Genomic DNA, 24,831 nt, shown 5'->3' on the forward strand with positions numbered 1-24,831 from the left:
GATTTTATATTCTTTTTATAAACTTACCTGATGATTTCTTAATAAGTTTATTGTTTCTTATTATTATATCTCCTCTCAAGATAACAGTGTCTATTACTACTGAAAGAGGAAAATCTTCATAGCAGCTATATCCAGCAGCAGTATGCATATTTTCTATTTTTGAATCTTTTTTATCAAATATTACTATATCAGCATCACTACCTTTTTCTAATATACCTTTTTTAGGGAACAATCCAAAGATTTTAGCTGGATTTTCACAGACTGTTTTTAAAAATATCTCTACAGAAAGTCTTCCGTTAATAACTTCATTAAACAGCAGAAGTATTCTCTCTTCTACTCCAGGAATACCATTGGGACATAGCTTAAAATCATTTTTTCCTTTTAATTTGTCCTCTAAAGTAAAAGAGCAGTGGTCAGTTGCTATAACATCTATCTTGTTGTTTATTAAAGCTTTTTTCATATATTCAGTATCCTCTTTTTTTCTTAAAGGAGGGCTTAGTATATAGTCAAGAGCATTTTTCTCTTCATATTTTTCTTCTGTAAGGAAAAGATATTGAGGACAAGATTCTACAAAAAATTTTACTCCTCTTCTTCTGAAATCTTCAATTATTTCCATTGATTCTCTTGATGAAATATGCACCAGATACAATTTTTCAAAACCAGTTATTTCAGCATAAGAGAGAAGCTTGTATACAGAACATCCTTCAATAAAATCAGGTCTTGATTCAGCATGATATATAGGAGAAAGTTTATTTTCTTTAGTAAACTTACCTCTTAAGAATTCTATTCCTTTATCATCTTCAGAATGTACACATACAACCATATCTAATTTTTTAGCATATTCAAACATTCTTAAAACATCATCATCAGTCATCTTATAAGCATATGTCATATATATTTTGACACTGTTGATGCCTCTTTTTTTCAAATCTTCCATCTGTGAAAATATATCACTGTATACTTCCTGTACTACCCCATGAAAAGAATAATCAATATTAGAATTTTCAGCATCTTTCAAATATTTATCTATCTGATAATCCAGTCCACATCCCTTTGGACCAAATCCTGGGTGGTCCACAATAGTTGTTGTTCCACCAAAAGCTGCCGCTGCACTTCCAGAATAAAAATCATCAGCTGACATTATCCCTACATCAATATTAAAATGAGTATGAACATCAACTCCACCAGGAATAATATATTTTCCTTCAGCATCAAATATATTATCACAAATATCTTTAGAAATATTTTTATCTATTTTTTTTATTTTTTCATTTTCTATTAAAATGTCTAGCTTCTCAATTTTGTTTCCTATTAATATATTTCCATTTTTTATCAACAGCATAAAAATACTCCTTCTTAAAGAAAATAGAATCTATTTTGTTAAATAAGCTTTTAAAATTGCATAATATCCTTCAGTTACATTATATAGACTATCTAGTTCTATGTATTCATCTATTGTATGTGCTAAGTTTTCTCTTGATGGTCCATATCCTATTGTTTTTATTCCTGCTTCTCCTGCATAATGAGATCCATTTGTACAGAAATTATAATGAGTGATTGTAGGAGTCTGTCCTATTTCTTTTAAAGCTTTCAATGCTTTTTGTACATATTCATCTTTTTCTTCAAACAGCCATCCTGGGAAGAATCTTTCTCCTTCTATTGTTGCTCCTGTCCAGCATTTTTCCACTCCTTTTGCATATGATACTTTTGCTTTGAGAGTGTCATCTTCTTTTGACATTTCATCTAATAGTTTTTGAATAGGTGCTAGTACACTTTCAGGAGTTTCTCCTACTAAAAGTCTTCTGTCATAAGTTGCTCTGCAGTAATCAGGTACTACTGATGCTCCTGGGTATGGAGATGATTTTACATCTGTTAATTCAAGTATTCCATATCCTAATGTATCATGATGAGTCATTGGAAGTTTTTGAATATTTTCAATTATCTTCATCATTTTATATACTGCATTTATTCCTTTTTCAGGGTTAGCTGAGTGAGCTGGTTTTCCAAAAGTTTCTACTACTATTTCCCCTCTTCCTCTTTGCCCTATTTTAAGGTTAAGCTGAGAAGCTTCTCCTATTATTACATAATCAGGTTTTACATATTTGCTGATTTCTCTTGCTGCTACTCCTTCAAAACACTCTTCATGAACTACACCAGCTATGAATATTTCTCCAGCGAATTCTTTTTTTAGGTCTTGAGCTAAATATGCCCCTGCTAAAAGCATTGCGCACACAGCACCCTTCATATCAGTAGTTCCTCTACCATATAGTTTGCCATCTTCTATATTTCCAGCAAAAGGCTTCTTAGTCCATTTTTCCTCATCTACTGGAACAGTATCTATATGACCATCCATAAGTACTTTTGGTCCTTCATATTTTCCCTTTACAGAACCAATAACATTTCCATATTTATCTATATGTACAGTATCATATCCTACTTCAAGACATAACTTTTTAATATATTCTGCTACTTCTTTCTCTTCTCCTGAATAACTTCTTCTTTGAATAAGGTTTTGAAGTACTTCTACTATCTGTTCTTTTCTTTCATTAGTCAACATTTAAATTCCTCCTGAATTTTTTATTTAAAATATTATTTATTTGGATAAGCTCCATTCCACACCACATTTTTGAACCCTTCTACATCTGTATCTCCTTCAGTGCTGATACATAATATTCTTGAGTTTTCATCAATTTTAAGTTCATTCATAAGTTCTTTGTATTCTTCTTTCTTTTCTGAAAGAATAGTAAACAGTCCTAACCCTACAGCTCCAGATTCTCCAGAGATAACTCTTGCATCATTTCCAAGAGGACTTGAAAGTACTCTCATTCCTCTAGCTGCAACCTGGTCATCACATGACACAGAGAAATCTGCATTATCTCTTAATATTTTCCAGCTGATAGTATTTGGCTCTCCACAAGCAAGGCCAGCCATTATAGTAGTAAGATCTCCAGTTACATTATGAGGATTTCCATCATCAGCTTCCATAGATTTATATATGCAGTTAGCTCCATGAGGTTCACAAATAACTGTTACTGGTCTGTCATCTCCATAAAGATGAGCTAAATATCCCTGTACTGCTCCTGCAAATGATCCTACTCCAGCTTGGAGAAATACATGAGTCGGTTTTTCTTCTTTAGCTGCTTCAAGCTGTTCTACAACCTCATTTATTATTGTTGAATATCCCTGCATTATCCATAGAGGTATCTCTTCATATCCGTCCCATGCAGTATCTTGTACCATTATCCAACCATGATCCTGCGCACCTTTGTTAGCAAGTCTTACAGCATCATCATAGTTAAGATCAGTTATACTTACATCTGCTCCTTCTCTGGCTATTGCATCAAATCTCATTTGAGCAGAACCTTTAGGCATATATACAACAGATTTCTGCCTAAGTCTTGCAGCCATCCATGCTACACCTCTACCATGATTACCATCAGTAGCAGTAACAAAAGTAACATCTCCAAGCTGTTTTTTTACTTCATCAGAGATAAGAACATTAAAAGGAAGATCCTTCATATCTCTATTAAGTTTTTTACTAAGATATTTACCAATAGCATATGAACCTCCAAGTACTTTGAAAGCATTAAGTCCAAATCTTTTAGATTCGTCTTTCAGCCATACTTTTTTAACTCCATAGTATGAAGCAAGAGTTTTCAAATCAACTAAAGGAGTAGCACAATAGTCAGGGAGACTTTTATGAAAGTCGTAAACCTCTCTCATTTCTTCAGAGCTAAATCCTGAAAGTTCAGATTTTTTATATTCAGCATCTCTGCTTTTTTTATTATGTACCCATTTTAATAATTCCACTTTAAAATCCTCCTCAATATATTATTTTTTATTTTAACTATATAATAAGCAATTTTTATGCCAGAACCAAAATTTTTTAAAAGTATTTATTTCTAAAGAAAAAGTGATTTTTTATATAAAAATTTGATTATTAAAAAAAATATTATCATTCTGATAATTTCAATATCATAATGATAATAAATATAGTATGCTAATTAAGGGAAAAATTTTATAGTAATTTAAATATTATAATTAAAAAATAGGATGACACAGAAGCAGAGGTATAATTTTAAAACTTCTAAAATTTAATCTAGCTTTTTAGCCATCCTTTAGAATATTTACTCCTCATTTAATTTATATTTATCTATTTTTCTATAAAGAGTAGCAATTCCTATTCCAAGTTTGTTGGCAGCTTTATTTTTACAATTTGAATCATCTTTATATAAATCTAAAGCTTTTTTTATAAGAATTTTTTCCATTTCTTCAATAGTACATATATCTTCACTATCATTTAAAGATATAGGTTTATCATTTTTTATATTCTGCTTAGTTTTTAAAATATTATCATAAAGCATATTCTTAGTTATTCTTCCTGAATCATCAGCCATATTTACCATGAACTCTATTATGTTTTCAAGTTCTCTGACATTTCCAGGCCATGAATAATTTTTTAATATTTCTTTTACATCATCATCTATTGTATGAACATATTTATTGAAAATGTTGTTGTATTTTTCTATAAGCTTATCAATAATAAGGAAAAGATCATATTCTCTTTCACAAAGAGGAGGAATTTCAATAGGAATTACATTTAATCTATAATAAAGATCTTCTCTGAATTTATTTTCCTCTACCATTTTTTTTAAATCCATATTGGTAGCAGCTATTACTCTAAGATCAAGATTAATAAGTTTATTTGATCCTATTCTTACTAGGGTCCTTTCCTGCAATACTCTTAAAAGTTTTACCTGGAGAGAGTAAGGCATTTCTCCAATTTCATCCAAGAATATATCCCCAGTATTTGCAAGTTCAAACTTTCCTACTCTACCTTCTGAACTGGCACCGCTAAATGCACCTTTTACATAACCAAAGAGTTCACTTTCTAAAAGAGAGTCAGGAATAGCACCGCAGTTGATTGCTATAAAAGGTCTGTTTCTTCTTTCACCACTGTCATGAATGGCTCTGGCTACTAATTCTTTCCCCGTTCCACTTTTTCCAGTGATAAGGACAGTAGATTTAGTATCTGCCACTTTTCTTATTTTATTTTTCAAACTTTGCATAACTTCGGATTCCCCAATTATAGCATCTAAAGCTGATGATTCATTGTTTCCCTTTGTACTTTTTGGAATATCAGTATTTACATTATCAAAGATAAATATAGTATAAACTTTTTCATTTATTGAAGATATTGGGATAGAAACTCCTACCATATTGAAGTATTTATCATCAATTGTTATTTCAAATATATCTTTTCCCAGAATAGTGAGTTTTTTAGATACAATATTTACCTGCTTAGAGATATAATCTGCTCCTAATTTCAAAGTTTTCATTGCAGATTTATTTGCATTGACAATATAATTATTAGCATCTAAAGAAAGGACACATTTATCCATATTATTTAATATTTGCTTAAAAATATCATTTACTTCCTGAGTTTTTATTTCATTTTGATATTCATATACTTTTCCAGATATAAAATCTCCTATTTGTTCAAGAAATTTAAGATAAGAGTCAAGGTTGTTGAGAACTTTGTTCTTTTGTGGATCTGTAGTACAGATAAGACCAATTACACCAATTACTTCTTCCTTATATAATATAGGAGAAGAGAGCTCAAGTTTTTCTTTACATTCTTTTTTATAATCACATTTTTTGCAAAGATTATGTTTTCTTGGCTCAGTAATCAAAAGGCTTTTTTTAGTTTTAATTACTTCTTTATATACAACACCACTTACTATTTCATTATTTTTATCTTGAAATAAACCAGTTCCAGCTATTCTTACAAGATCAGCATCAACTATTTCTACTTCTGCCTCAATGACATTAGCTATTATATTGGCATATTTTTTCACATGATTTTCTATGTTTTTCAGTTTAGACATCTAGGACCTCCATAAAAGATCATTCAATTATAATGATCGTTTTAAACAATTATACCATATAACTTAAAAAACTGAAACGGAAGTTTATCAAAATGATATTTATTTTTTATCATTATGATAATGAGAAAGAATTTATTGATTAAATTTTATAAAATTTAAATGATTTTTATATTAATATTGAAAAATAAAGTGGCTGTGAAGGAATTTGTATATTTTTATAGTATTGGCATACATATTGCTTTTAAAGTTAACAAGTAAATAAAACAGGAGGGAATATTTTGATATTAATCAATGGAAGAATAATAACTCAGGATATTGAAAGACCATACATAGAAAATGGAAGTATAGTTATAAGGGGAGAAAAAATAGTAGATTTAGGTAATACTGAAGATATGATGAAAAAATATCCCACTGAAGAAATTGAAGATGTCAAAGGAAAAATAATAATGCCTGGACTGATAAATACTCATCATCACATTTACAGTGCATTTGCTAGAGGAATGAAATCTAATGGAAAGCCTTCAAAAGATTTTGTAGAGATACTTGAAAATCTTTGGTGGAAACTGGATAAGAAACTAAATCTGGAAGATGTTGAATACAGTGCTCTTACAACATATATAGATTGTATAAAAAATGGAGTAACAACAGTATTTGATCATCATGCAAGTCCTTATTCTATAACTGGAAGTCTGGAAACGATAGCAGAGGCAGCAAATAAATTAGGAGTAAGAACATGCCTTTGTTATGAAGTTTCTGATAGAGATGGAATAGAAATAATGGAAGAGGGAATAAAGGAGAATATAGACTTTATAAAAAAATATAACACAGATTCTCAAAATATGATAAAAGGAATGTTTGGACTTCATGCTTCTTTCACACTGTCAGATGCAACTTTAAAAAGATGTAATAAAGAAATGGAAGGACTTAATGCTGGATATCATGTACATACAGCAGAGGGAAAAGCTGATTTGGAAGATTCATTGAAAAAATATAATAAGAGAGTAGTTGAAAGATTGAGAGATTTCAATATTCTTGGAGATAAAACCATAACAGTTCACTGTATACATGTAGATGAAAATGAAATGAATATCCTTAGAGATACTGAAACAAATGTGGTACATAATGCAGAATCTAATATGGGAAATGCAGTAGGATGTTCACCATTTTTGGAAATGTTCGCTAAAGGAATAAATATAGGAATAGGAACAGATGGATATACAAGTGATATGTTTGAGTCTATGAAAGTAGCTAATATATTACATAAACATGAAAAGAAAGATCCATCAGCTGCATGGGGAGAAGTACCAGCAGCACTGTTTGAAAATAATAGAAAAATAGCTGAAAAATATTTCAAAGGAGCTATTGGAATAATCAAACCAGGAGCTTTGGCTGATGTTATAGTAGTAGATTATGATCCTCTTACTCCAATGGATGGAAATAATATTAATGGACACATACTTTTTGGAATGATGGGAAGAAGTGTTGTGACAACTATAATTAATGGAAAAATAATAATGAAAGATAGAAAATTATTTACAGCAGATGAAAAAAGAATATTTGGACATTCAAGGGAAACAGCACAGAAATTATGGAATAGAATGTAATATAAATTATGGGTTGGGGGTATTTTAATGATGGACATCAAAACAGCAAATATAGGACAAATTAGCTTGACAGATGTGATGCTGAGCCCAAAAGAGCTTTTTCTTTTTGGAATGCAGCATATAGCAGCAATGTGTGCAGGAGCTATGGCAGTTCCTATCATTTTAGGAAATTCTTTAGGAATGACATATGATCAAATCAGTATATTGGTAGCAGCATCTTTTATGATGGCAGGATTGGGAACTATCATACAGACCTTAGGTATTGGAAAAAATATAGGTTCAAAACTTCCAATGGTGGAAGGAGTGAGTTTTGCAGGAGTAGCAGCTCTTTCAGCTGTAGGAGTTGCCTATAGAGATGCAGATCCTGTAATGGGAATACAGGTGATGATGGGAGCAACTATTATTTCAGGAGTATTCTGTATAGTTGTAGCTCCAGTATTTGGAAAATTATTGAAATTTTTTCCACCTCTTGTATCAGGAGTAGTAGTTACATGTATGGGATTATCTCTTATACCTGTAGCTATAAAATGGATAGGAGGAGGAAATCCTTCAGCAGAGAATTTTGGAAACTTTAAAAATATTCTTCTGGCTGGAATAACTTTGATAATAATAGTGGGAATTCAAAAAATATCAAAGGGATTTCTAGGAAATATAGCTATTCTTTTGGGAATAATTGCAGGGACATTAATAGCTATCCCTATGGGCATGGTAGACTTTTCAAATGTTTCTGAAGTAGGAATTTTTAATCTCAATACACCATTGTATTTTGGTATGCCAAAGTTTGATATAACAGCAGTACTGTCATTGTTTTTGGTACAGTTGGTAATTATGACAGATGCAACTGGAAATCAGCTGAATCTAAGTAATATTTGTAAGGTTGATGAAAAAGATGAAGGAAGACTGGTAGCTGGATTGAGAGCCCATGGACTTTCTTCAGTATTAGGTGGAATATTTAATACATTTCCACACTCACTTTTTGGTCAGAATGTAGGAATAGCTGCAATAACAGGAGTATCAAGCCGTTTTGTAGGAACAGCAGCAGGAGTAATGCTTCTGGCAGTGAGCTTTTTTCCTAAACTTATAAATATACTTACATCTATTCCAGAACCAGTATTAGGGGGAGCAGGAATAATAATGTTTGGTATAGTTGCAGCTAATGGAATAAAAAGACTGGGAGAAGTAAACTACAATGGAAATAAAAATCTTATGATAGTTGCTGCTAGTATAGGAATAGCTCTTATACCAATAGCAGTACCAGAGTTTTTTAAACATTTTCCAGGATGGGGAAAAATTCTTTTTCAAAGTCCTGTAACTTTAGGATGTCTTTCAGTATTGATACTGAATATAGTTTTTAATGAACTAGGGAAGAGCGAAAAGTAAGAAAGAATTAGGAAGTAAAGAATAGAAAAGTAAAAAATTAGAGAAAATAAAAAAATTAAAATATAAAAATTAAAATGTAATTTTAGGAGGAAAAATGGCAGATATAAGAGTTAAAATAGCAGGTTTAGAATATGAGAATCCAGTGATAGTGGCAGCAGGACCACCTTCAAAAGATGCAGAAGCATGTAGAGCATGTGTAGAAAATGGAGCAGCAGGAGTAGTTGCAAAAACTGTATCAGCAGTTCCAGCAAATGTGCCAAAACCATGTATGCATGATTTTAAAGGGAAACTATTTCTTAATACAGAATTATGGTCTGAGCTTTCAGTGGAACATTGGGTGGCAGAAGAATATGAAAAATGTAAAGTGAATAATGAACCATTAATAATAGGAATGGGATATGTAGAATCTGATATTAGAACCCTTATACCTATGCTTGATAAATATGCAGATGCTTATGAAATTTCAAGTCATTATGTAGGAAGAGATCTTACTCCTATGCTGAATACATTGAGAGCAGCAAAGGAACTTACTAAAAAACCAGTATTTATGAAAGTATCTCCAGGAGTAGAGAATTTAGGAGAAGTAGGAAGAATTTTAGAAGAAAATGGAGCAGATGGATTAGTAGCTATTAACTCAGTAGGTCCTTGTCTGTCAATAGATATAGAAACTGGAAAACCATTTATGGGAAGTGCAACAGGGTATGGTTGGATGTCAGGGGCAGCTATAAAACCAATAGCATTAAGAGTTGTATATGAACTTGCAAAAGCAGTAAAAATCCCAGTATTTGGTGTAGGTGGAGTTACTTGTGGAGCAGATGTTATAGAGATGGTAATGGCAGGAGCAGCAGCAGTTCAAGTATGTACTCAGGGAATAATTGAAGGACCTAAAGCTTTTGGAAGAATAGCAAAAGAAACAAATGAGTGGCTTGATAAACATGGATATAATTCTTTAGATGAAATAAGAGGAGTAACAATAAAATACTTAGCTGAAAGAGAAAAAGCTAACTATATTACAAATCCTCCAGTTGTATCAGCAGATAAATGTATAGGATGTGGAGTCTGTAAAACTGTGTGTGGATATAAAGCAATAGAAATAATTGAGAAAAAAGCTGTTATTAATAAGGATAAATGTTTTGGATGCGGAGTATGCGTTTCTAAATGTCCTACAAAAGCTATGGATATAGCTAGATAAAAATAATGGAGGGAAATATGGGAGAGGTATACACTTTTATAGTAAATGGGCAGAAGATAGAAACTTCCCAAGATAAAAATTTATTAGACTTCCTTAGGGACGATTTGGGACTTATTTCAGTGAAAAATGGATGTAAAGAAGGTGCCTGTGGTACTTGTACAGTACTTATAGATGGAAAGGCAATGAAATCATGTATATTTACCACTAAGAAAATAGATGGTAAAGAGATAGGAACTATAGAAGGGTTTTCAGAAAGAGATAAATCAGTTTTTGCCTATGCTTTCACTGAGTGTGGAGCAGTGCAGTGTGGATTTTGTATTCCAGGAATGGTTATAGCAGCAAAAAGTCTTTTTCTAAAGACACTTGCTCCTACCAGAGAGGAAGTAAAAAAAGCTCTGGTTGGAAATATCTGCAGATGTACAGGATATGTTAAGATAGAGGAAGCAATACTTTTAGCAGCAGAATTGTTCAGAGAAAATAAAGAAGTTCCAGAAACACAGTGTGCAGGCTTAGTAGGAACACATGTACCAAGGGTAGATGGAGCTGTAAAAACATTAGGAACAGCAAAATATGCTGAGGACTACAAAGAAGATGGAATGTACTATGGAAGTGCAGTGAGAACAAAATATCCTAGAGCAAAGGTACTGTCTATCGACTACAGTGAAGCTTTGAAATTAGATGGAGTTCTTGGTGTACTCACAGCAGCAGATGTTCCAGGAAAAAATAATATAGGACATTTGGAATTTATCTCTGACTGGGATGCCCTCATACCAGTTGGAGGTATAACAAGATATATTGGTGATGCAGTAGCATTGGTTGCTGCCAAAGATAAGAAAATATTGGAAGAAGCTAAAAAACTTGTAAAAGTAGAGTATGAAGAACTTGAGGGATTGTTCACAATAGAAGATGCCATGGCTGACGGAGCTCCTCTTATCCATTCTAAACCTAATAATGTTTTGGTAAGAGAGGTATTGAAAAGAGGGGATTATGAAGGGGCTCTGTTAAATTCAAAATATAAGGTAACAAATGTATATGAAACACCTGCAACAGAACATGCTTATTTGGAGCCTGAGTCAGCTCTTGCTATGCCATATGGAAATGGAGGTATAGAAATACATACTTCCAGCCAATCAGTATATGATGAACAAAGAGAAATAGCAAGACTTCTAGGATTGGAAAGAGATCAGGTAAGAGTAAAATCAGCATATGTAGGTGGAGGATTTGGTGGAAAAGAAGATATGTCTGTACAACATCATGCAGCTCTTCTTGCATATGTTTTGAAAAAACCTGTTCAGGTAACTTTGAGTAGACAGGAAAGCATAAATATAAGTACTAAAAGACATCCTATGAAAATAGAAATGACTACATGCTGTGATGAAAATGGTATACTTACAGGAATGAAATGTAAGATATATGCTGATACAGGAGCTTATGCTTCATTGGGAGGTCCTGTACTGCAAAGAGCCTGTACTCATGCAGCTGGACCATATAATTATCAGAATATTGATATAGAAGGAATAGCTGTTTATACAAATAATCCTGTAGGAGGAGCATTCAGAGGATTTGGAGTTACCCAATCAGCTTTCGCTATAGAGGCAAATATAAATCAGCTGGCAGAACTTACAGGACTTTCTCCATGGGAAATAAGATACAGAAACGCTATCAGACCAGGACAGGTACTTCCAAATGGACAGATAGCTGATGAGGGAACAGCTCTGGTAGAAACTCTTGAAGCTGTAAAGGATGAATATTTTAATAATAAGATAGTAGGAATTGCATGTGCAATGAAAAATGCAGGAGTAGGAGTAGGACTTCCAGACATTGGAAAATGCAGACTTACTATAGAAAAGGGAAAAGTAAGAATAAGAACATCAGCAGCTTGCATAGGGCAGGGAATGGCAACAGTTTGTCTGCAGATGTTGTGTGAAACTACAGGACTTACAGCAGATAAGGTAGTAGTTGATTCTCCAGACACGGGAATAACTCCTAACAGTGGAACGACAACAGCTTCAAGGCAGACAGTATTTACAGGGGAGGCAACAAGGGTAGCTTCTCTTGAACTAAAGAAACAGCTTGAAACAAAAACATTGGAAGAACTAGAAGGCTGGGATTATGAAGGACAGTATTCAGGAATTACAGATAAAATGGGATCAGATAAGCCTAATCCTGTAAGTCATGTGGCTTATGGATATGCTACTCAAATAGTGATATTGGATGAAAATGGAAAAGTTCAGAAAGTGACCGCAGCTCATGATGTAGGCCGTGCTATCAATCCAAAAGCTTTAGAAGGACAGATAGAAGGTGGAGTAGTTATGGGACTTGGATATGGACTTACTGAAATTATGCCTGTGGAAAAAGGAGTACCTAAAGTAAAATTTGGAACTCTTGGATTATTCAGAGCTACAAATACTCCAGAAATTGAAGCTGTAATAGTAGAAAAAAATAGAGCAGAATTAGCTTATGGAGCAAAGGGTGTAGGAGAAATAGTTGTTATCCCTACAGCACCAGCTGTTCAAAATGCTTATTTTAAGTATGATGGAGAGTTTAGAACTTCTCTTCCTCTACAAAAAACAGCATACAGAAAATAAAAATTAAAAATGAACTGCACCTGAAATCTTAGATGGTAAGAAGAAAGGTGCAGTTTATTTTTGTATATATAATTGAAAAAATATGAATCTCAAAATAAAAACACTCTCTAGCTTAGTTGTCTAAGATTTTGGGTGAGTATATTTTATTATTAATTGGATGAAATTATTTTTTTAATAATGCTATTTCCTTTTTCAGTTAAATAAGTTCCACTTCTTCCCTTATTTACTTTTACATATTTTTCTTTTTGAAATTTTTTTAATATTTCACGAACTTCATGCTCAGTGATAAGACAGCCTATTTCTTCACATGCTTTTATAATTCCTTTTCTTCCAAATCCTTTTCCATATGAATAACGATTTTCTAAGACTTGTAAAACAGCCAGTTCTTGAGGAAGAAGTTTTAAATTGGAACTGCTGTTTCCTGATTTTTTAACATTTACTTTTATATGATTTTGGATTAAGCTGTTTTGAAATGCTTCTGGCAAATGAGAATAATCTATCTTAGGAATATTTAAACAAGAAAAATATTCAATTAAATTTCGCAGTTCTCTCACATTACCCTGCCATGGATAATTTAAAAATATAGATTTAACTGTATCAGTTAATTCAAAGCTTGTATTTAATTCATTTTGAAAGTATTTGATAAGTGAAAAAATATCCTCTTTTCGTTCTTTCAATGATGGAATGCGAATTGGGATTACATTTAAACGATAATATAAATCTTTTCTGAATTTTGACTGCATAATTTTTTCAACTATATTTTCATTGGTAGATGAGATTATTCTTACATCTATACTGATTGGTTCTGTAGCTCCTATTTTAACTATTTCTTTTTCTTGTAAAACTCTCAATAATTTTACCTGCATCATAGGGCTCATTGATTCAATTTCATCTAAGAATAATGTTCCTCCATTTGCAAATTCAAAAAGTCCAATTTTTCCTCCTTTTTTTGCTCCTGTAAAAGAACCTTCAGTATATCCAAAAAGTTCACTTTCCAGAAGGGTTTCAGGAAGAGCAGCACAATTTATTGCAACAAAAGCTGCATTTTTTCTGGGAGAAGCATTGTGGATAGCCTGAGCAAACATTTCTTTTCCTACACCACTATCTCCTTCGAGAATTATAGAGCCATTATTAGCAGCCATTCGTATAGCTATTTCTTTTATTGACTGGATAGCAGGACTTGTTCCAATAATATCATCAAATGTAAATCTAGCATAAGATTTTTTTTTGATTTTTTGAATCCGCAAAGCATTTTGCTTTTTTTCAGAAATATCAAATTTTTCTAATAAAACAAAATTACCAAGAATTTGATTTTTTAAAAGGAGGGGCATTATAGACACACTGATCTCATTATTTTCTATTTTGATAAGCTTTGAATTTTCATCAATAAGTACAGGTAAAGGGTCAGTTGTAAGCCACGGAAAAACTTCTTTGATAGATTTTCCAATAATATTAGAATTAAGTTGTAAAAGATTTTTTGCTGTTTCATTTATCATAGAAATATCATTTTTTTCATCCATAACAATTACTCCTGAATCTAAGGAGTTAAGTATAGCCTCAAGTTTCAATTCAGTAGTAAGATTGTTGTATGAAATCTTTTGAAGGGAATAATCTTTTACAGCCAAAGAATTGACATAGTTTTCAAACTCTCTACCCTTTAATACAAAATTAAGATTTAATTTTAGAGCTATTTCATAAATAGTATTGATTGATAATTTTCTGCATCCTAAATCTACACAATTAGTTATTTTAGCTGGAATAAGTTCCTTTTCACCAGTAGCAAAAGCAAGATCAACTGGAGGTACTTTTTTCATTTTGGGATAGTAGAGAAAAAATTCGATGTTGGATATTCCCAGATGAGTTAACTGAGATAGACTTTCCATTGTCATATGTTTATTCTGATTTACTATTAATGCTTTTGTACCAATAGGATATTTTCTTAAAATATCAACTGCCTTTTTGGAGAAAACAATATCAGCTCTAACAGTTTTAGATTCTGGAGGTAAAAATGGTTCTGCCCATTTATTTTTTTTAATATCATCACTAGTAGCTGATAAAAGATATAAATCACAGTTATGAATCATTCTCAAAGTTTTTTCTTCAATACTGTAAGTATATATATCAATATTATCAGTAAAAACCTGAGATAAGATATCTTTATAAAAGTTGGCAATAGAACTAGCTTTAGAAATTATACCTATTGATTTTTTCATTAGTATATCCTCCCCATCTTAATGAAGAACTTCTCCATATTTTCCAATTAACTTTTCATCTTTCCATGTAATTTCTCCATTAACAAGGACATAATTCATTCCTGTAGAAAGATGATTAGAATTGTCAAAAGTTGCATTATCTCCAAGTTTATCAATATCAAAAATAAGTATGTCAGCAAAATTTCCTTCAGCTAAGACTCCACGTTTTTCATAACCTAGCCTTTTAGCAGGCATTTGTGTAATTTTATGTATACCTTCTTGTAATGAAAGAATTTTTAAATCTTTAATATAGTATTTAAGAAAATGAGTAAAAGCAGCCATTTTTCTAGGATGAGGAGTATCACTCTCATCATACAAAGCATCTGAAATTACAATTGAGTAAGGAAGTTTAGCAATTTTTATGATGTCATCTGGAGAAATATTAAAACCAACAATTCCTACTTTTCCATTTTCACTTTCAAGTAAACAAGATATAAATTCTATCTCATCTTTAAAGCCAGATTCAACAGTACATTGATGAATAGTTTTTCCTATATATTTTTTATTTTCTATTTTAGAAAGACTACTGATCATAGAATGTGACCAACGAAAATCAGGGTTGATATTCTCATCATTTGGACCTGGATTTTGATAGCAATAACGCATCTTTTCCATGCTTTCTTTTGAGGTAATATTTTTTAAAATATCATCAAAATTTCTATCAAGAAAAGAAACTGGAAGAATTGCTGCTAATGTAGTGGCTGTTCCATGATAAGGATAAAAATCCACTGTAATATCCATTCCATTCTTTTGAGCATTTTCTATTAAATTAATTGCTTTAGTAAGTATTGTATTCCAGTTTTCTGGTCCCAATGCTTTTAAATGACTTATATGAAGAGCCATATCATTTTCCTGTGCAATCTCAATACTTTCTTTAACTGCTTCTACAAGCTTGGAAGCTTCATCACGCATATGAGGCATGTAAATCATATTTTTTCCTTTGCATGGAGCAAAAAGCCTTTTCATTTCTTCAGTAGTATTATAGACTTCAGGGAGATATACTAAACCAGATGAAACCCCCTTTATTCCAAGATCAACAGCTTCTTTTATATATTCCTGAGCTTTAAGCATTTCTGTTTCAGTAAAAGGAGAAGTATCATATCCTTTTACTGCAAGCCTCACAGCTCCAGTACCTTGCAGTGTTGAAATATTAACAGGTTTGTCTATAGACTTCAAGTCACTGATGTAGTCACTTAATTTTGAATATTTTGTATCCTTAACTGGATAGCCATGTGTTGGGACAGAATAATCGTATAAACCTTTAGATTTTTCTGTATATGGAGCAAAGGAAAAGCCACAGACACCAGTTCCAATAGTGGTTATTCCTTGAGCTAGTTCAATTTTTCCAAAATCTTCCTTGAAAATTGCTAAGTCACAATGTCTGTGAATATCAATAAATCCTGGAGTGACAATTTTATTTTTCGCATTTATGATTTCAGCATTTTCAAACTCTATATCTTTATCTATTTTTTCAATAATATTATCTTTAATGAGAATATCTCCAATAAAAGGTTTATTTTCCAGTGTTCCATCATAAATTAAACCATTTTTAATTAGTTTATACATAGCAACACCCCTTATAATTTCATAACTGTCACATGATCTTTTTCTTCATCTGACCATAATAATTTTTGTAAAGAATCACAATGTTCTTTTCCAAATAAACCAGGAGCACCTCCAGAATGAAGTAATACAGCATTTTCATTTGCTGGAATTATTTCTTTTTCTATTAAATCCACAAATCCTCTGAAAACTTTTCCAGTATAGCAAGGGTCAAGTATAATTGCTTCAGTAGAAGCCATAAGTTCTATATTTTTTTGAGTTTCTATATCAGGTTCATTGTAATTAGTACCCCCATAAGGAATTGCCTCATTACCTATTTCGAGATGAATATCTTCTTTTTTACATGTGAATCCCATATCAAAGAATTTACTGATTTCATTGATTGATTTTGCAGTATCTTCTATAGGAGTATAATCAGGTTCTATTGGAATACCAATAACCTCAAAAGGAGCATTGAAATATTTTGCTCCAGCCCATAAACCAGCAAAGGTACCTGTTGAACCATAGCCACATACAAGATATTTAGCAGTGATATCCTGCTCTTTCATCTGTTTCATGATTTCAGGGACAAACATTGCATATCCTGCAGAGCCAATAACTCCTTGACCTCCTACAGGAATGCTCAATATTTTTTCTCCCTGCATTTCATATTTTTTTACAATTTTATCTGCACATTCCTGTAAGAATTTTTTTTCAGCAAAGTGACGTTCATCTTTTGGCAGATTTTCAGCAGATGAGTAATCAACAAAATAAATATCTGCTCCCATCAATCTATCAAGCAAAAGATTTCCTGACAGATAATCAGGTTTCTTACCTTTTAAAACCAAAATAGGTTTTAGTCCATATTTCACAGCTGCTGCAACAGTAAGCCTTCCATGATTTGTTTGAACACCACCAAATGTCATAAGTGCTGTATATCCATTATCAATAGCATACTGAACCAGATATTCAAGCTTTCTGGTTTTGTTTCCTCCTAAAGCAAGTCCAGACATATCATCACGTTTAATATATAAGTTTCCTTTGCCAAGTTTTTTAGAAAGTTTTTCCATAAATTCAAGAGGAGTATTAGTATACCCAACATTAGCTTTTTTTAAATTTTCTATTTTCATTATAATCATCCGCCTTTAAAAAAATATTAAGGCAAATATTTAAGTTTATGTTCAACTGTATTATAAGTGGGAAAAAATAACATGTCAAGGGTATTTTATTATACAGGTTAAATATCCTGTTTAATTTTATTTTATCCTATTTATATCCTTATTACTCCAATTTATATTTTTATAATCCTTATTTTTGAAGATACAGTTATATATTTTTGGAAAAAAATAGATTGTTGATTTTAATTTAATTTTTAATTTCTTCTTTAATTGAGAAATCTAATAAATTTTGGCATAAGAGTTGCTTATATAATAGACAAATGGTAAATAGAAAGTTTATGTTCAAAATTTTCTAACAAAGTAAAAGAATTATATAAAACATATAAAAGGAGAGATATTTATGAAAGAAAAGAAATTAGGGGGTTCTGCTTTTATTCCTATGTTGGTTTTCCTTATTCTTTACTTGGGAAGTGGATGCTATTTTACAATAACTGGTGTAAGTAATGCATGGAATCTATTTCCACGTCATGCTGCAATATTTATTGGAATTATAGTAGCCTGTTTAATGTATAGACAGATGCCTTTCGAAACTAAAATGAAAAAGTTTTGCGTTGCAGCAGGTAATGATGGTGTAGTAATGATGTGTATGATTTTCTTGGTTGCAGGAGCTTTTGCAGGGGTTGCAAAACAAATGGGGGGAGTAGCTAGTGTTGTAAATATGGGGCTTTCTTTTATACCAACAAGCTTTGTGCTTCCAGGAATATTTATAATTTCATCACTTGTTGCAACTGCTATTGGAACATCTTCAGGGACTCTTGTTGCAATAGCTCCAATTGCTTTAGCAATTGCAGAAACAACAGGAACAAGTATTCCAATGTTTTTTGGAGCTGTTTATAGTGGAGCATTATTTGGAGATAACTTATCTATTATTTCAGATACAACCATAGCAGCAACTAAAGGTGCTGGATGTGAAATGAAAGATAAATTTAAAATGAACTTTACTATTGCTTTACCTGCAGCTATAGTTTCTGCAATACTTTACTATATGGTGGGAAGTCATGTAACAATAAGTTCAGAAACACTTCCATATAATATATTGCTTATTTTGCCTTATATTTATGTAATAGCAGCAGCAGTTAAGGGAATGGATGTATTTGTTGTTCTTGTTTCAGGAACATTCTTTGCAGGAATTGTTGGTATGTTTGCTGGAACTATGACAATGATAACATTTGTTCAGTCTATTGGGACAGGAATGTCTGGAATGATGTCTACTGCAATAGTGGCAATGCTTTTAAGAGGTCTTATTGGATTGATTGAGGAATATGGAGGAATTGAATGGCTTATAAAAGTACTTCGCAGAAATGTTAAAACTCGTAAAGGGGCGGAATATTGTATTGGAGCTATGGCAGGAATATTGGACTTTGCACTTATTAATAATACAATTGCAATAATGATAACAGCACCTATAGCAAAAGATATTGCAGATGAGCATCATATTTCTCCTAAACGTAATGCAAGTTTGATGGATATATTTGCCTGTGCAGTTCATGGACTTGCTCCACATGCTGGAGGTATGCTGACATTATCTGGATTCTATGCAGCATTGAATCCACTTGAAGTTGTTAAGTATAATTTCTATTGTTACTTCTTACTTTTAGCAGTAATTATTACAATACAGTTTGGACTTCTTCGTACTAAGGAAGAGAAGGAATATATAAAAAGTCAGGCAGGAGTTTAACAGTTAGGATAATATAAAATATTGTAAAAAGTTTTAATTTTACTTATACAAGTGTTGATAATATAAAAAATGGTGACAAAAAGATAAATTAATTTGTCACCATTTTCTTATTAAAATTTTATTTTAGTATAAAGCAATATGTCCATCTGTTCTAGGTTCAGTTCCTCCTACAAGAACTCCATTTTCCATTCTCCAGATGATCTCTCCTCTTCCCATCATAAGTGGATCATAAAGAACTTTTATATCATGTCCCATAGCCGCAAGCTCATATGCTATATGCTCAGGAACTCCATGTTCAAGTTCTATATTTTTCTTTCCTACCCATTGCCATCTTGGTGCATCTAATGCTGCCTGTGGATTCATTAGGAAATCTACTGTATTAGTTACTACCTGTACATGTCCTTGCGGCTGCATAAATCCTCCCATTACTCCAAATGGGCCTACAGCTTTTCCATCTTTTCCAAGGAATCCAGGAATTATTGTATGATATGGTCTTTTTGCTGGTCCTACACAGTTTGCACTTTCAAGGTCAAGGTTAAAGTTATTTCCTCTGTTATGAAGAGCTATTCCTGTTCCTGGTACTACCATTCCAGAACCAAATCCCATATAGTTGCTTTGAATATATGATATCATATTTCCTTCATTATCTGCTGCTGCAAGATATACAGTTCCTCCACAGAATGGATCTCCTGCTTCTGGCATTATTGCTGTATTTCCTATAAGTTTTGCTCTATCCTCTGCATATGCTTTAGATAGCAGCTGCTCAACTGTTACTTTCATAAATCTAGGATCAGCTACATATTTTTGTACATCTACAAATGCAAGTTTCATTGCTTCTATCATTGTATGATATGATCTTACTGTTTCTCTCGCTTCAAACTGGAATCTATCAAGAATATTAAGTGCCATAAGAGCGCTTATTCCATGTCCATTTGGTGGAAGTTCATAAACATCATATCCATGATATTTTACAGAAATAGGTTCTACCCATTCTGCTTCAAACTCCTCTAAGTCATCTTTTCTAAGGTATCCATTATATTTTTTAGAGAATGCATCTATTTTATCTGCAAGCTCTCCTTTGTAGAAAGCATCTGCATAAGTATCACCTATCATTTCCAAAGTATCTGCATGATCAGGAAGTCTTACTATATCTCCTATCTCAGGACATTTTCCATCTTGAGTAAAAGTATCAAACCAAGGTTTAAATTCTTCTCCCTCTTCTTTTCCAAAGTTAACAGCTGCTTTCTTCCAAAGTTTAGCAACATTTACAGGTACAGCATACCCTTCTCTTGCTAACTTTACAGCTGGAGCTACAACTTCACTTAAAGGAAGTTTTCCAAATTTCTTGCTTAATTCTGCCCAAGCTTTAGGTATTCCAGGTACATTTACAGGAATAAATCCATATTTAGGCATCTCTTTCAATCCTTTGTTTAAAAGGTCTTGAGCTTCAATAAGCTTTGGTGAAGGACCGCTGGCATTAAGTCCATACATTTTATTATTTACACTAAGGATAGCAAATCCATCTCCACCTATTCCATTACCTGTAGGCTCTACAACAGTAAGAGCAGCAGCAGTGGCAATAGCAGCATCGATTGCGTTTCCTCCTTTTTTTAGTATTTCAAGTCCAGCCTGTGCAGCAAGTGGAGATCCAGTTGCCACCATACCATTTTTAGCATACATCACATTTCTTCTTGATGGATATGGATAAATAGTAGAATCAAATTTTAACATCTTATTCCTCCTAGAGATTAATTTTAAAGTTTATATGAAGATATGTTTTTATTAAAGAAGCTCAACAAATATTCCTGCAATAATTATAGAAATAGTGGTTACTGAAGCAAGTCCTGCAACAACATATGCTGGAATTATTCTTTTAAGTATAGCATTTTTTTCCTCTTCATCATCTGTAAGAGCAGTAGCTATTTCATTAGCAATAAGATAAGTAGCTGGGAATCCAAGAAGTTGTGCCATTGCAATACCCATTGCAAGATCTCTTGATCCAACTATTTTCCATGTAGGAAGTAAATAAATAAGTAGATATGTTCCTACAACAAATGCAGCAAAGATTATTAATAATTGGAATCCTAAAGTAGTAAGATCTCCAAAAGATATTTTAGCAAGAGATGGAATCAAACTTGCAAAAACAGCAAATGAAAGGAATCCAGAAACTTTTGCTTTATCAAGAATAGCATTAGGAACAGCTCCACTGTATGAAAGTATAGTTCCTAATAAAAGTGCAGTGATACTTGCATTAAGTCCAGTTTTTTCCTGAACTAGTCTTGAAATGAAAGCAGCAGCAGCAGCAATAGCCATGCAAGTAAAAGAAGTAAAATATTTTTCATTCTTTTTAGCAAAAGTTATTCTAGCTTCTTTAACAGGAGCTTTTTTTTCATCAGTTGCAGCTTGAATTTTTCCTGCTCTGAATTGCTCAAGAACTTTTCTTCCTTCTCTCATACCAAAATATGACGCAGGAGGAGTTCCAACAAATTTTTGAATAGCATATACCAAAGTACCAAGTGCAGCAACAGTTTGGAATCCTTTTTCCATAGCAGCACCAGTCATTATTTGAGTAGCAATAATTCCACCATTGATAATAGGAATAGAAACAACAGCAGCTTCTTTTCCTACCAGAGGAACAACAGCAAAGACAGCAATAATTCCAACTATCATGGAAATAATAGCCATAACTACAGTTCTCCATTCATCAATAAGTTCTTTTATATTGATCATAGTTCCCATATGGAAAATAAGTAAAGGAGCACTCCAAGCAGCTGATTGAGATAAACCTGCTTTTTGAATCATATCAGCTGGAATCATTTTAGTCATAAATCCTACTAAGAATAAAAACATTGCAACAAAAACTGATGAAAGCTTAGCTTTTGTAAAAACTCCTAAAAAGTCACCTATTGCAAAGAATAGTACCGTTAAAAATAAAAATAAAAACATGTAACCTGCGTTCGTCATAAATTTTCCCCCTTAATCGCATTTTTTATTTAATTAAAATTCAATGTCTTTTATAACATGGAAATATGTAGATCTAAATTTAAAGTTTTTGATATTTTTTCTCATAACCATATTATCCATTGAATAATAAAGTGGGACACAAGCAATATCATCTTGAATCATTTGTTGAGCTATTTCATAGTTATGTTTTCTTTCTGCTGGGTCAGAAGTAGCTCTTCCAGCTTCTATATATTTATCAAGTTCAGGATTTTTATATCTTCCATGGTTACCAGCTGCTCCAGCTGAACTACTGTGATATAGTGGGAAAAGGATATTATCAGAATCTCCAGTTCCTCCGCTCCAACCCCCAAGTTTCATCTCAAAGTTTGCATTAGCAAGATCTTGAAGATAAGTAGCCCATGCTACAACTTCTATTTCAAGTTCTAATCCTATTTCTTTAAGATTTGATTGAATAATTTGTGCTACTTGTACTCTTGATGGATTATCATTAGTTATTATTTTTAATTTAGTTCCAGTTAAACCATTTTCTTCAACTATCTGTTTAGCTTTTTCCATATCCCTAGGAAGACCAGTTACTTTATCTGAATATCCAAAAGCCACATTACTAACTGGTGAGTTTGCTTCAATAGCAAGACCATTATAGATGGCATCTATAATCCCCTTTTTATCTATAGCCATAGCAATAGCTTCTCTAAGAGCTTTGTTATGGAATTTTTCTTTATCAAAGTTAAATGTAATTGCTTCAGTAAGAACTACAGGTTTACTTATAATTACTAAATCAGGATTATTTTTAAGATTTTCTAAATCAATAGGTGCAACTGTATAAGCAATGTCTATATCTTTTGCTTCTAGTGCCATAGCTCTCGCAGTATTTTCTGTTATAGTTTTAACTAGAAGCTTGTCAAATTTAGGTGCTCCTTGGAAATGATCTTTGAAAGATTCTAAAGTAATCTGTTCCCCAGTTCCCCATTCAATAAGCTTGAAAGGTCCAGTTCCAATACCAGCTATAGAAAGATCATCATTTTGTTCTTTTACACTTCTCTCATTCAATATAGAAGTTCTTGGATGAGCAAGATTATACAATATTGATGAGAAAGGTTTTGACAGAGTAATTTTTACAGTATAGTCATCAAGTGCCTCTACTCCTGAAATAGGATCAACCATAACCATACTTGCTGGTTTATTTTTCATTCTATTAATACTGAATACCACATCTGAAGCTTTTAATTCATCACCATTGTGAAATTTAACTCCTTTTTGCAATTTGAATATAAGTGTAGTAGGATCTTTAAATTCCCAGCTTTCAGCTAATTCAGGAACTATGTTTCCATTTTCATCTATCTCTACCAGACTGTTAAAAATCTGTTGAGACATTATTCCCCCAATTACTTCTGAATACATGTGTGGATCAACACCTTTTGGTTTTCCATTTAATCCGACTCTTAAAACTTGTTCCTTTTTAGGTTTTTCAGTTCCTGCTGTTTTTTCTGCTTTATCAGAACATCCTATGAGTCCCAACATCACCAGAAAGATAAAAAATATTTTTTTCATTTTCTCCCCCTTAAAAAAATTTAATAAAAAAGCTTAGGTCTATAAATATAGAATAGGCCTAAGCTTTAACCCCTTTTTAATCCCAAGCCTCTTTGTATTTTGTATACTGAAAACAGGCTTGATTAACATAAGAAATATTATGTGAAAAATCAACCCTTTAAATCATGATATGAGTAGTGTATGTATATATATTATGACTTTTTTTAAAGTGTTGCTTAACATAAAATATCTCCTTTTTCAATTGAATTTTTGTTTATGGTATTAATAGTACTACTTTTTTTTTCATGTGTCAATATTTTTTTATTGTAGTACTAAAAAAATGATATGATAACTTTATATATAATAGGAATGAATAATGCTGGCATAAGATTTCCTATTTTTATATCTTTATTGAATAAAAGATTTATTCCTAACCCTATCATCATAAGACCTCCCACAACAGATATCTGATTGATGACAGCATCATCTAATCCACTTTTTATAAAAAAAGCAAAAAGAAATATGGACCCTTGATATACAAATACAGTAACTGCAGAGAATAAAACTCCTATTCCATATTTTGATGAAAAAATAAGTGAGGCAACTCCATCAAGAAGTGCTTTTATGAAGAGGATTTCATTATTACCAGAAAGTCCACTTTTTATAGAACCAACAATAGCCATTGCTCCTACATTAAACATAATACTGGTGGTAACAAAACCCTTAACTATATCATTTCCACCATTTTTAGAAAATCTTTTTTCTAAATAAACGCCAAGCATAGTAAGTCTTTCATCTATTCTCAAAAGTTCTCCAATGATTCCACCAATAACCATAAATAATATTATGAGCATACCATTATCAAAGTTTATTCCATCTTTAATTCCTAAAGTTAATATGGAAAGTCCCATAGAAGTCATTATTATATCTTTTATTCTGTCAGGAATACCTTTTTTCAGCCACATACCAAGTAGGCTTCCAAGAATGACAGCAGCTGTATTTACAATATTTCCCAGCATTTTATTCCCCCCTGAT

Annotated in this window: 16 protein-coding genes; 5 read left to right on the top strand and 11 right to left on the bottom strand. The window is 32.1% G+C overall.

Translation table 11 applies throughout. The features are described 5' to 3' along the window. Positions 1–4: 4 nt before the first annotated feature. The 4 genes from hydA to E0E45_RS01175 all read right to left on the bottom strand — a co-directional run bounded on the left by hydA (position 5) and on the right by E0E45_RS01175 (position 5,888). Positions 5–1,342, bottom strand: coding sequence for a dihydropyrimidinase (gene hydA, locus E0E45_RS01160; RefSeq protein ID WP_130889454.1), 1,338 nt, complete (start codon positions 1,340–1,342; stop codon positions 5–7). Positions 1,343–1,372: 30 nt separating this feature from the next. Then, positions 1,373–2,557 (bottom strand): YgeY family selenium metabolism-linked hydrolase, encoded by a 1,185-nt coding sequence (locus E0E45_RS01165; RefSeq protein ID WP_130889455.1) that lies wholly within the window; start codon positions 2,555–2,557, stop codon positions 1,373–1,375. Between the two features lie 32 nt (positions 2,558–2,589). Then, complete coding sequence (gene dpaL, locus E0E45_RS01170) at positions 2,590–3,810, bottom strand: diaminopropionate ammonia-lyase (RefSeq protein WP_130889456.1); 1,221 nt, start codon at positions 3,808–3,810, stop codon at positions 2,590–2,592. Positions 3,811–4,127: 317 nt separating this feature from the next. After that, the gene (locus E0E45_RS01175; RefSeq protein WP_130889457.1) at positions 4,128–5,888 is read right to left on the bottom strand and encodes a sigma-54 interaction domain-containing protein; all 1,761 of its coding nucleotides are present in this window, start codon (positions 5,886–5,888) and stop codon (positions 4,128–4,130) included. 278 nt (positions 5,889–6,166) lie between these two features. Between E0E45_RS01175 and ssnA the strand changes: the two genes are divergently transcribed. The 4 genes from ssnA (at position 6,167) to xdh (ending at position 12,652) form a co-directional block, all read left to right on the top strand. Then, positions 6,167–7,492, top strand: coding sequence for a putative aminohydrolase SsnA (ssnA, locus tag E0E45_RS01180; RefSeq protein ID WP_130889458.1), 1,326 nt, complete (start codon positions 6,167–6,169; stop codon positions 7,490–7,492). Positions 7,493–7,519: 27 nt separating this feature from the next. Next, positions 7,520–8,872 (top strand): nucleobase:cation symporter-2 family protein, encoded by a 1,353-nt coding sequence (locus E0E45_RS01185; RefSeq protein ID WP_130889459.1) that lies wholly within the window; start codon positions 7,520–7,522, stop codon positions 8,870–8,872. A gap of 94 nt (positions 8,873–8,966) precedes the next feature. Continuing rightward, positions 8,967–10,064 carry a 4Fe-4S binding protein gene (locus tag E0E45_RS01190; protein WP_130889460.1) on the top strand — a complete coding sequence of 366 codons (1,098 nt, stop codon included), beginning with the start codon at positions 8,967–8,969 and terminating at the stop codon, positions 10,062–10,064. A gap of 17 nt (positions 10,065–10,081) precedes the next feature. Continuing rightward, entirely contained in the window at positions 10,082–12,652 is a 2,571-nt protein-coding gene (xdh, locus tag E0E45_RS01195) for a selenium-dependent xanthine dehydrogenase (protein ID WP_130889461.1), read from the top strand. 149 nt (positions 12,653–12,801) lie between these two features. Here the strand turns inward: xdh and E0E45_RS01200 are convergent, their stop codons facing one another. From E0E45_RS01200 to E0E45_RS01210, 3 genes are read right to left on the bottom strand one after another with little or no spacing between them, the layout of a single operon-like run. Beyond that, a complete protein-coding gene (locus E0E45_RS01200; protein ID WP_130889462.1) occupies positions 12,802–14,865 on the bottom strand; it encodes a sigma-54 interaction domain-containing protein in 2,064 nt (687 codons plus the stop codon). A gap of 18 nt (positions 14,866–14,883) precedes the next feature. Continuing rightward, positions 14,884–16,470 (bottom strand): N-acyl-D-amino-acid deacylase family protein, encoded by a 1,587-nt coding sequence (locus tag E0E45_RS01205; RefSeq protein ID WP_130889463.1) that lies wholly within the window; start codon positions 16,468–16,470, stop codon positions 14,884–14,886. Between the two features lie 11 nt (positions 16,471–16,481). Further along, the gene (locus tag E0E45_RS01210) at positions 16,482–17,576 is read right to left on the bottom strand and encodes a 1-aminocyclopropane-1-carboxylate deaminase/D-cysteine desulfhydrase (protein WP_172604127.1); all 1,095 of its coding nucleotides are present in this window, start codon (positions 17,574–17,576) and stop codon (positions 16,482–16,484) included. 388 nt (positions 17,577–17,964) lie between these two features. On the opposite strand from E0E45_RS01210, the gene E0E45_RS01215 reads away from it, so the two are divergent. Then, positions 17,965–19,302 (top strand): Na+/H+ antiporter NhaC family protein, encoded by a 1,338-nt coding sequence (locus E0E45_RS01215; RefSeq protein ID WP_130889465.1) that lies wholly within the window; start codon positions 17,965–17,967, stop codon positions 19,300–19,302. Positions 19,303–19,425: 123 nt separating this feature from the next. Here the strand turns inward: E0E45_RS01215 and ggt are convergent, their stop codons facing one another. From ggt to E0E45_RS01235, 4 genes are all read right to left on the bottom strand, one after another. Next, positions 19,426–21,033, bottom strand: coding sequence for a gamma-glutamyltransferase (gene ggt / locus E0E45_RS01220; RefSeq protein ID WP_130889466.1), 1,608 nt, complete (start codon positions 21,031–21,033; stop codon positions 19,426–19,428). Positions 21,034–21,084: 51 nt separating this feature from the next. After that, the gene (locus E0E45_RS01225) at positions 21,085–22,266 is read right to left on the bottom strand and encodes a hypothetical protein (RefSeq protein WP_130889467.1); all 1,182 of its coding nucleotides are present in this window, start codon (positions 22,264–22,266) and stop codon (positions 21,085–21,087) included. A 33-nt stretch (positions 22,267–22,299) separates the two neighbouring features. After that, positions 22,300–23,817, bottom strand: a complete 1,518-nt coding sequence (locus E0E45_RS01230; RefSeq protein WP_130889468.1) for an ABC transporter substrate-binding protein — start codon at positions 23,815–23,817, stop codon at positions 22,300–22,302. A gap of 311 nt (positions 23,818–24,128) precedes the next feature. Further along, positions 24,129–24,815, bottom strand: a complete 687-nt coding sequence (locus E0E45_RS01235; RefSeq protein ID WP_130889469.1) for a DUF554 domain-containing protein — start codon at positions 24,813–24,815, stop codon at positions 24,129–24,131. Between the last annotated feature and the right edge of the window lie 16 nt (positions 24,816–24,831).

The sequence above is a fragment of the Fusobacterium ulcerans ATCC 49185 genome (genome assembly GCF_900683735.1).
Lineage (GTDB): Bacteria > Fusobacteriota > Fusobacteriia > Fusobacteriales > Fusobacteriaceae > Fusobacterium_A > Fusobacterium_A ulcerans_A.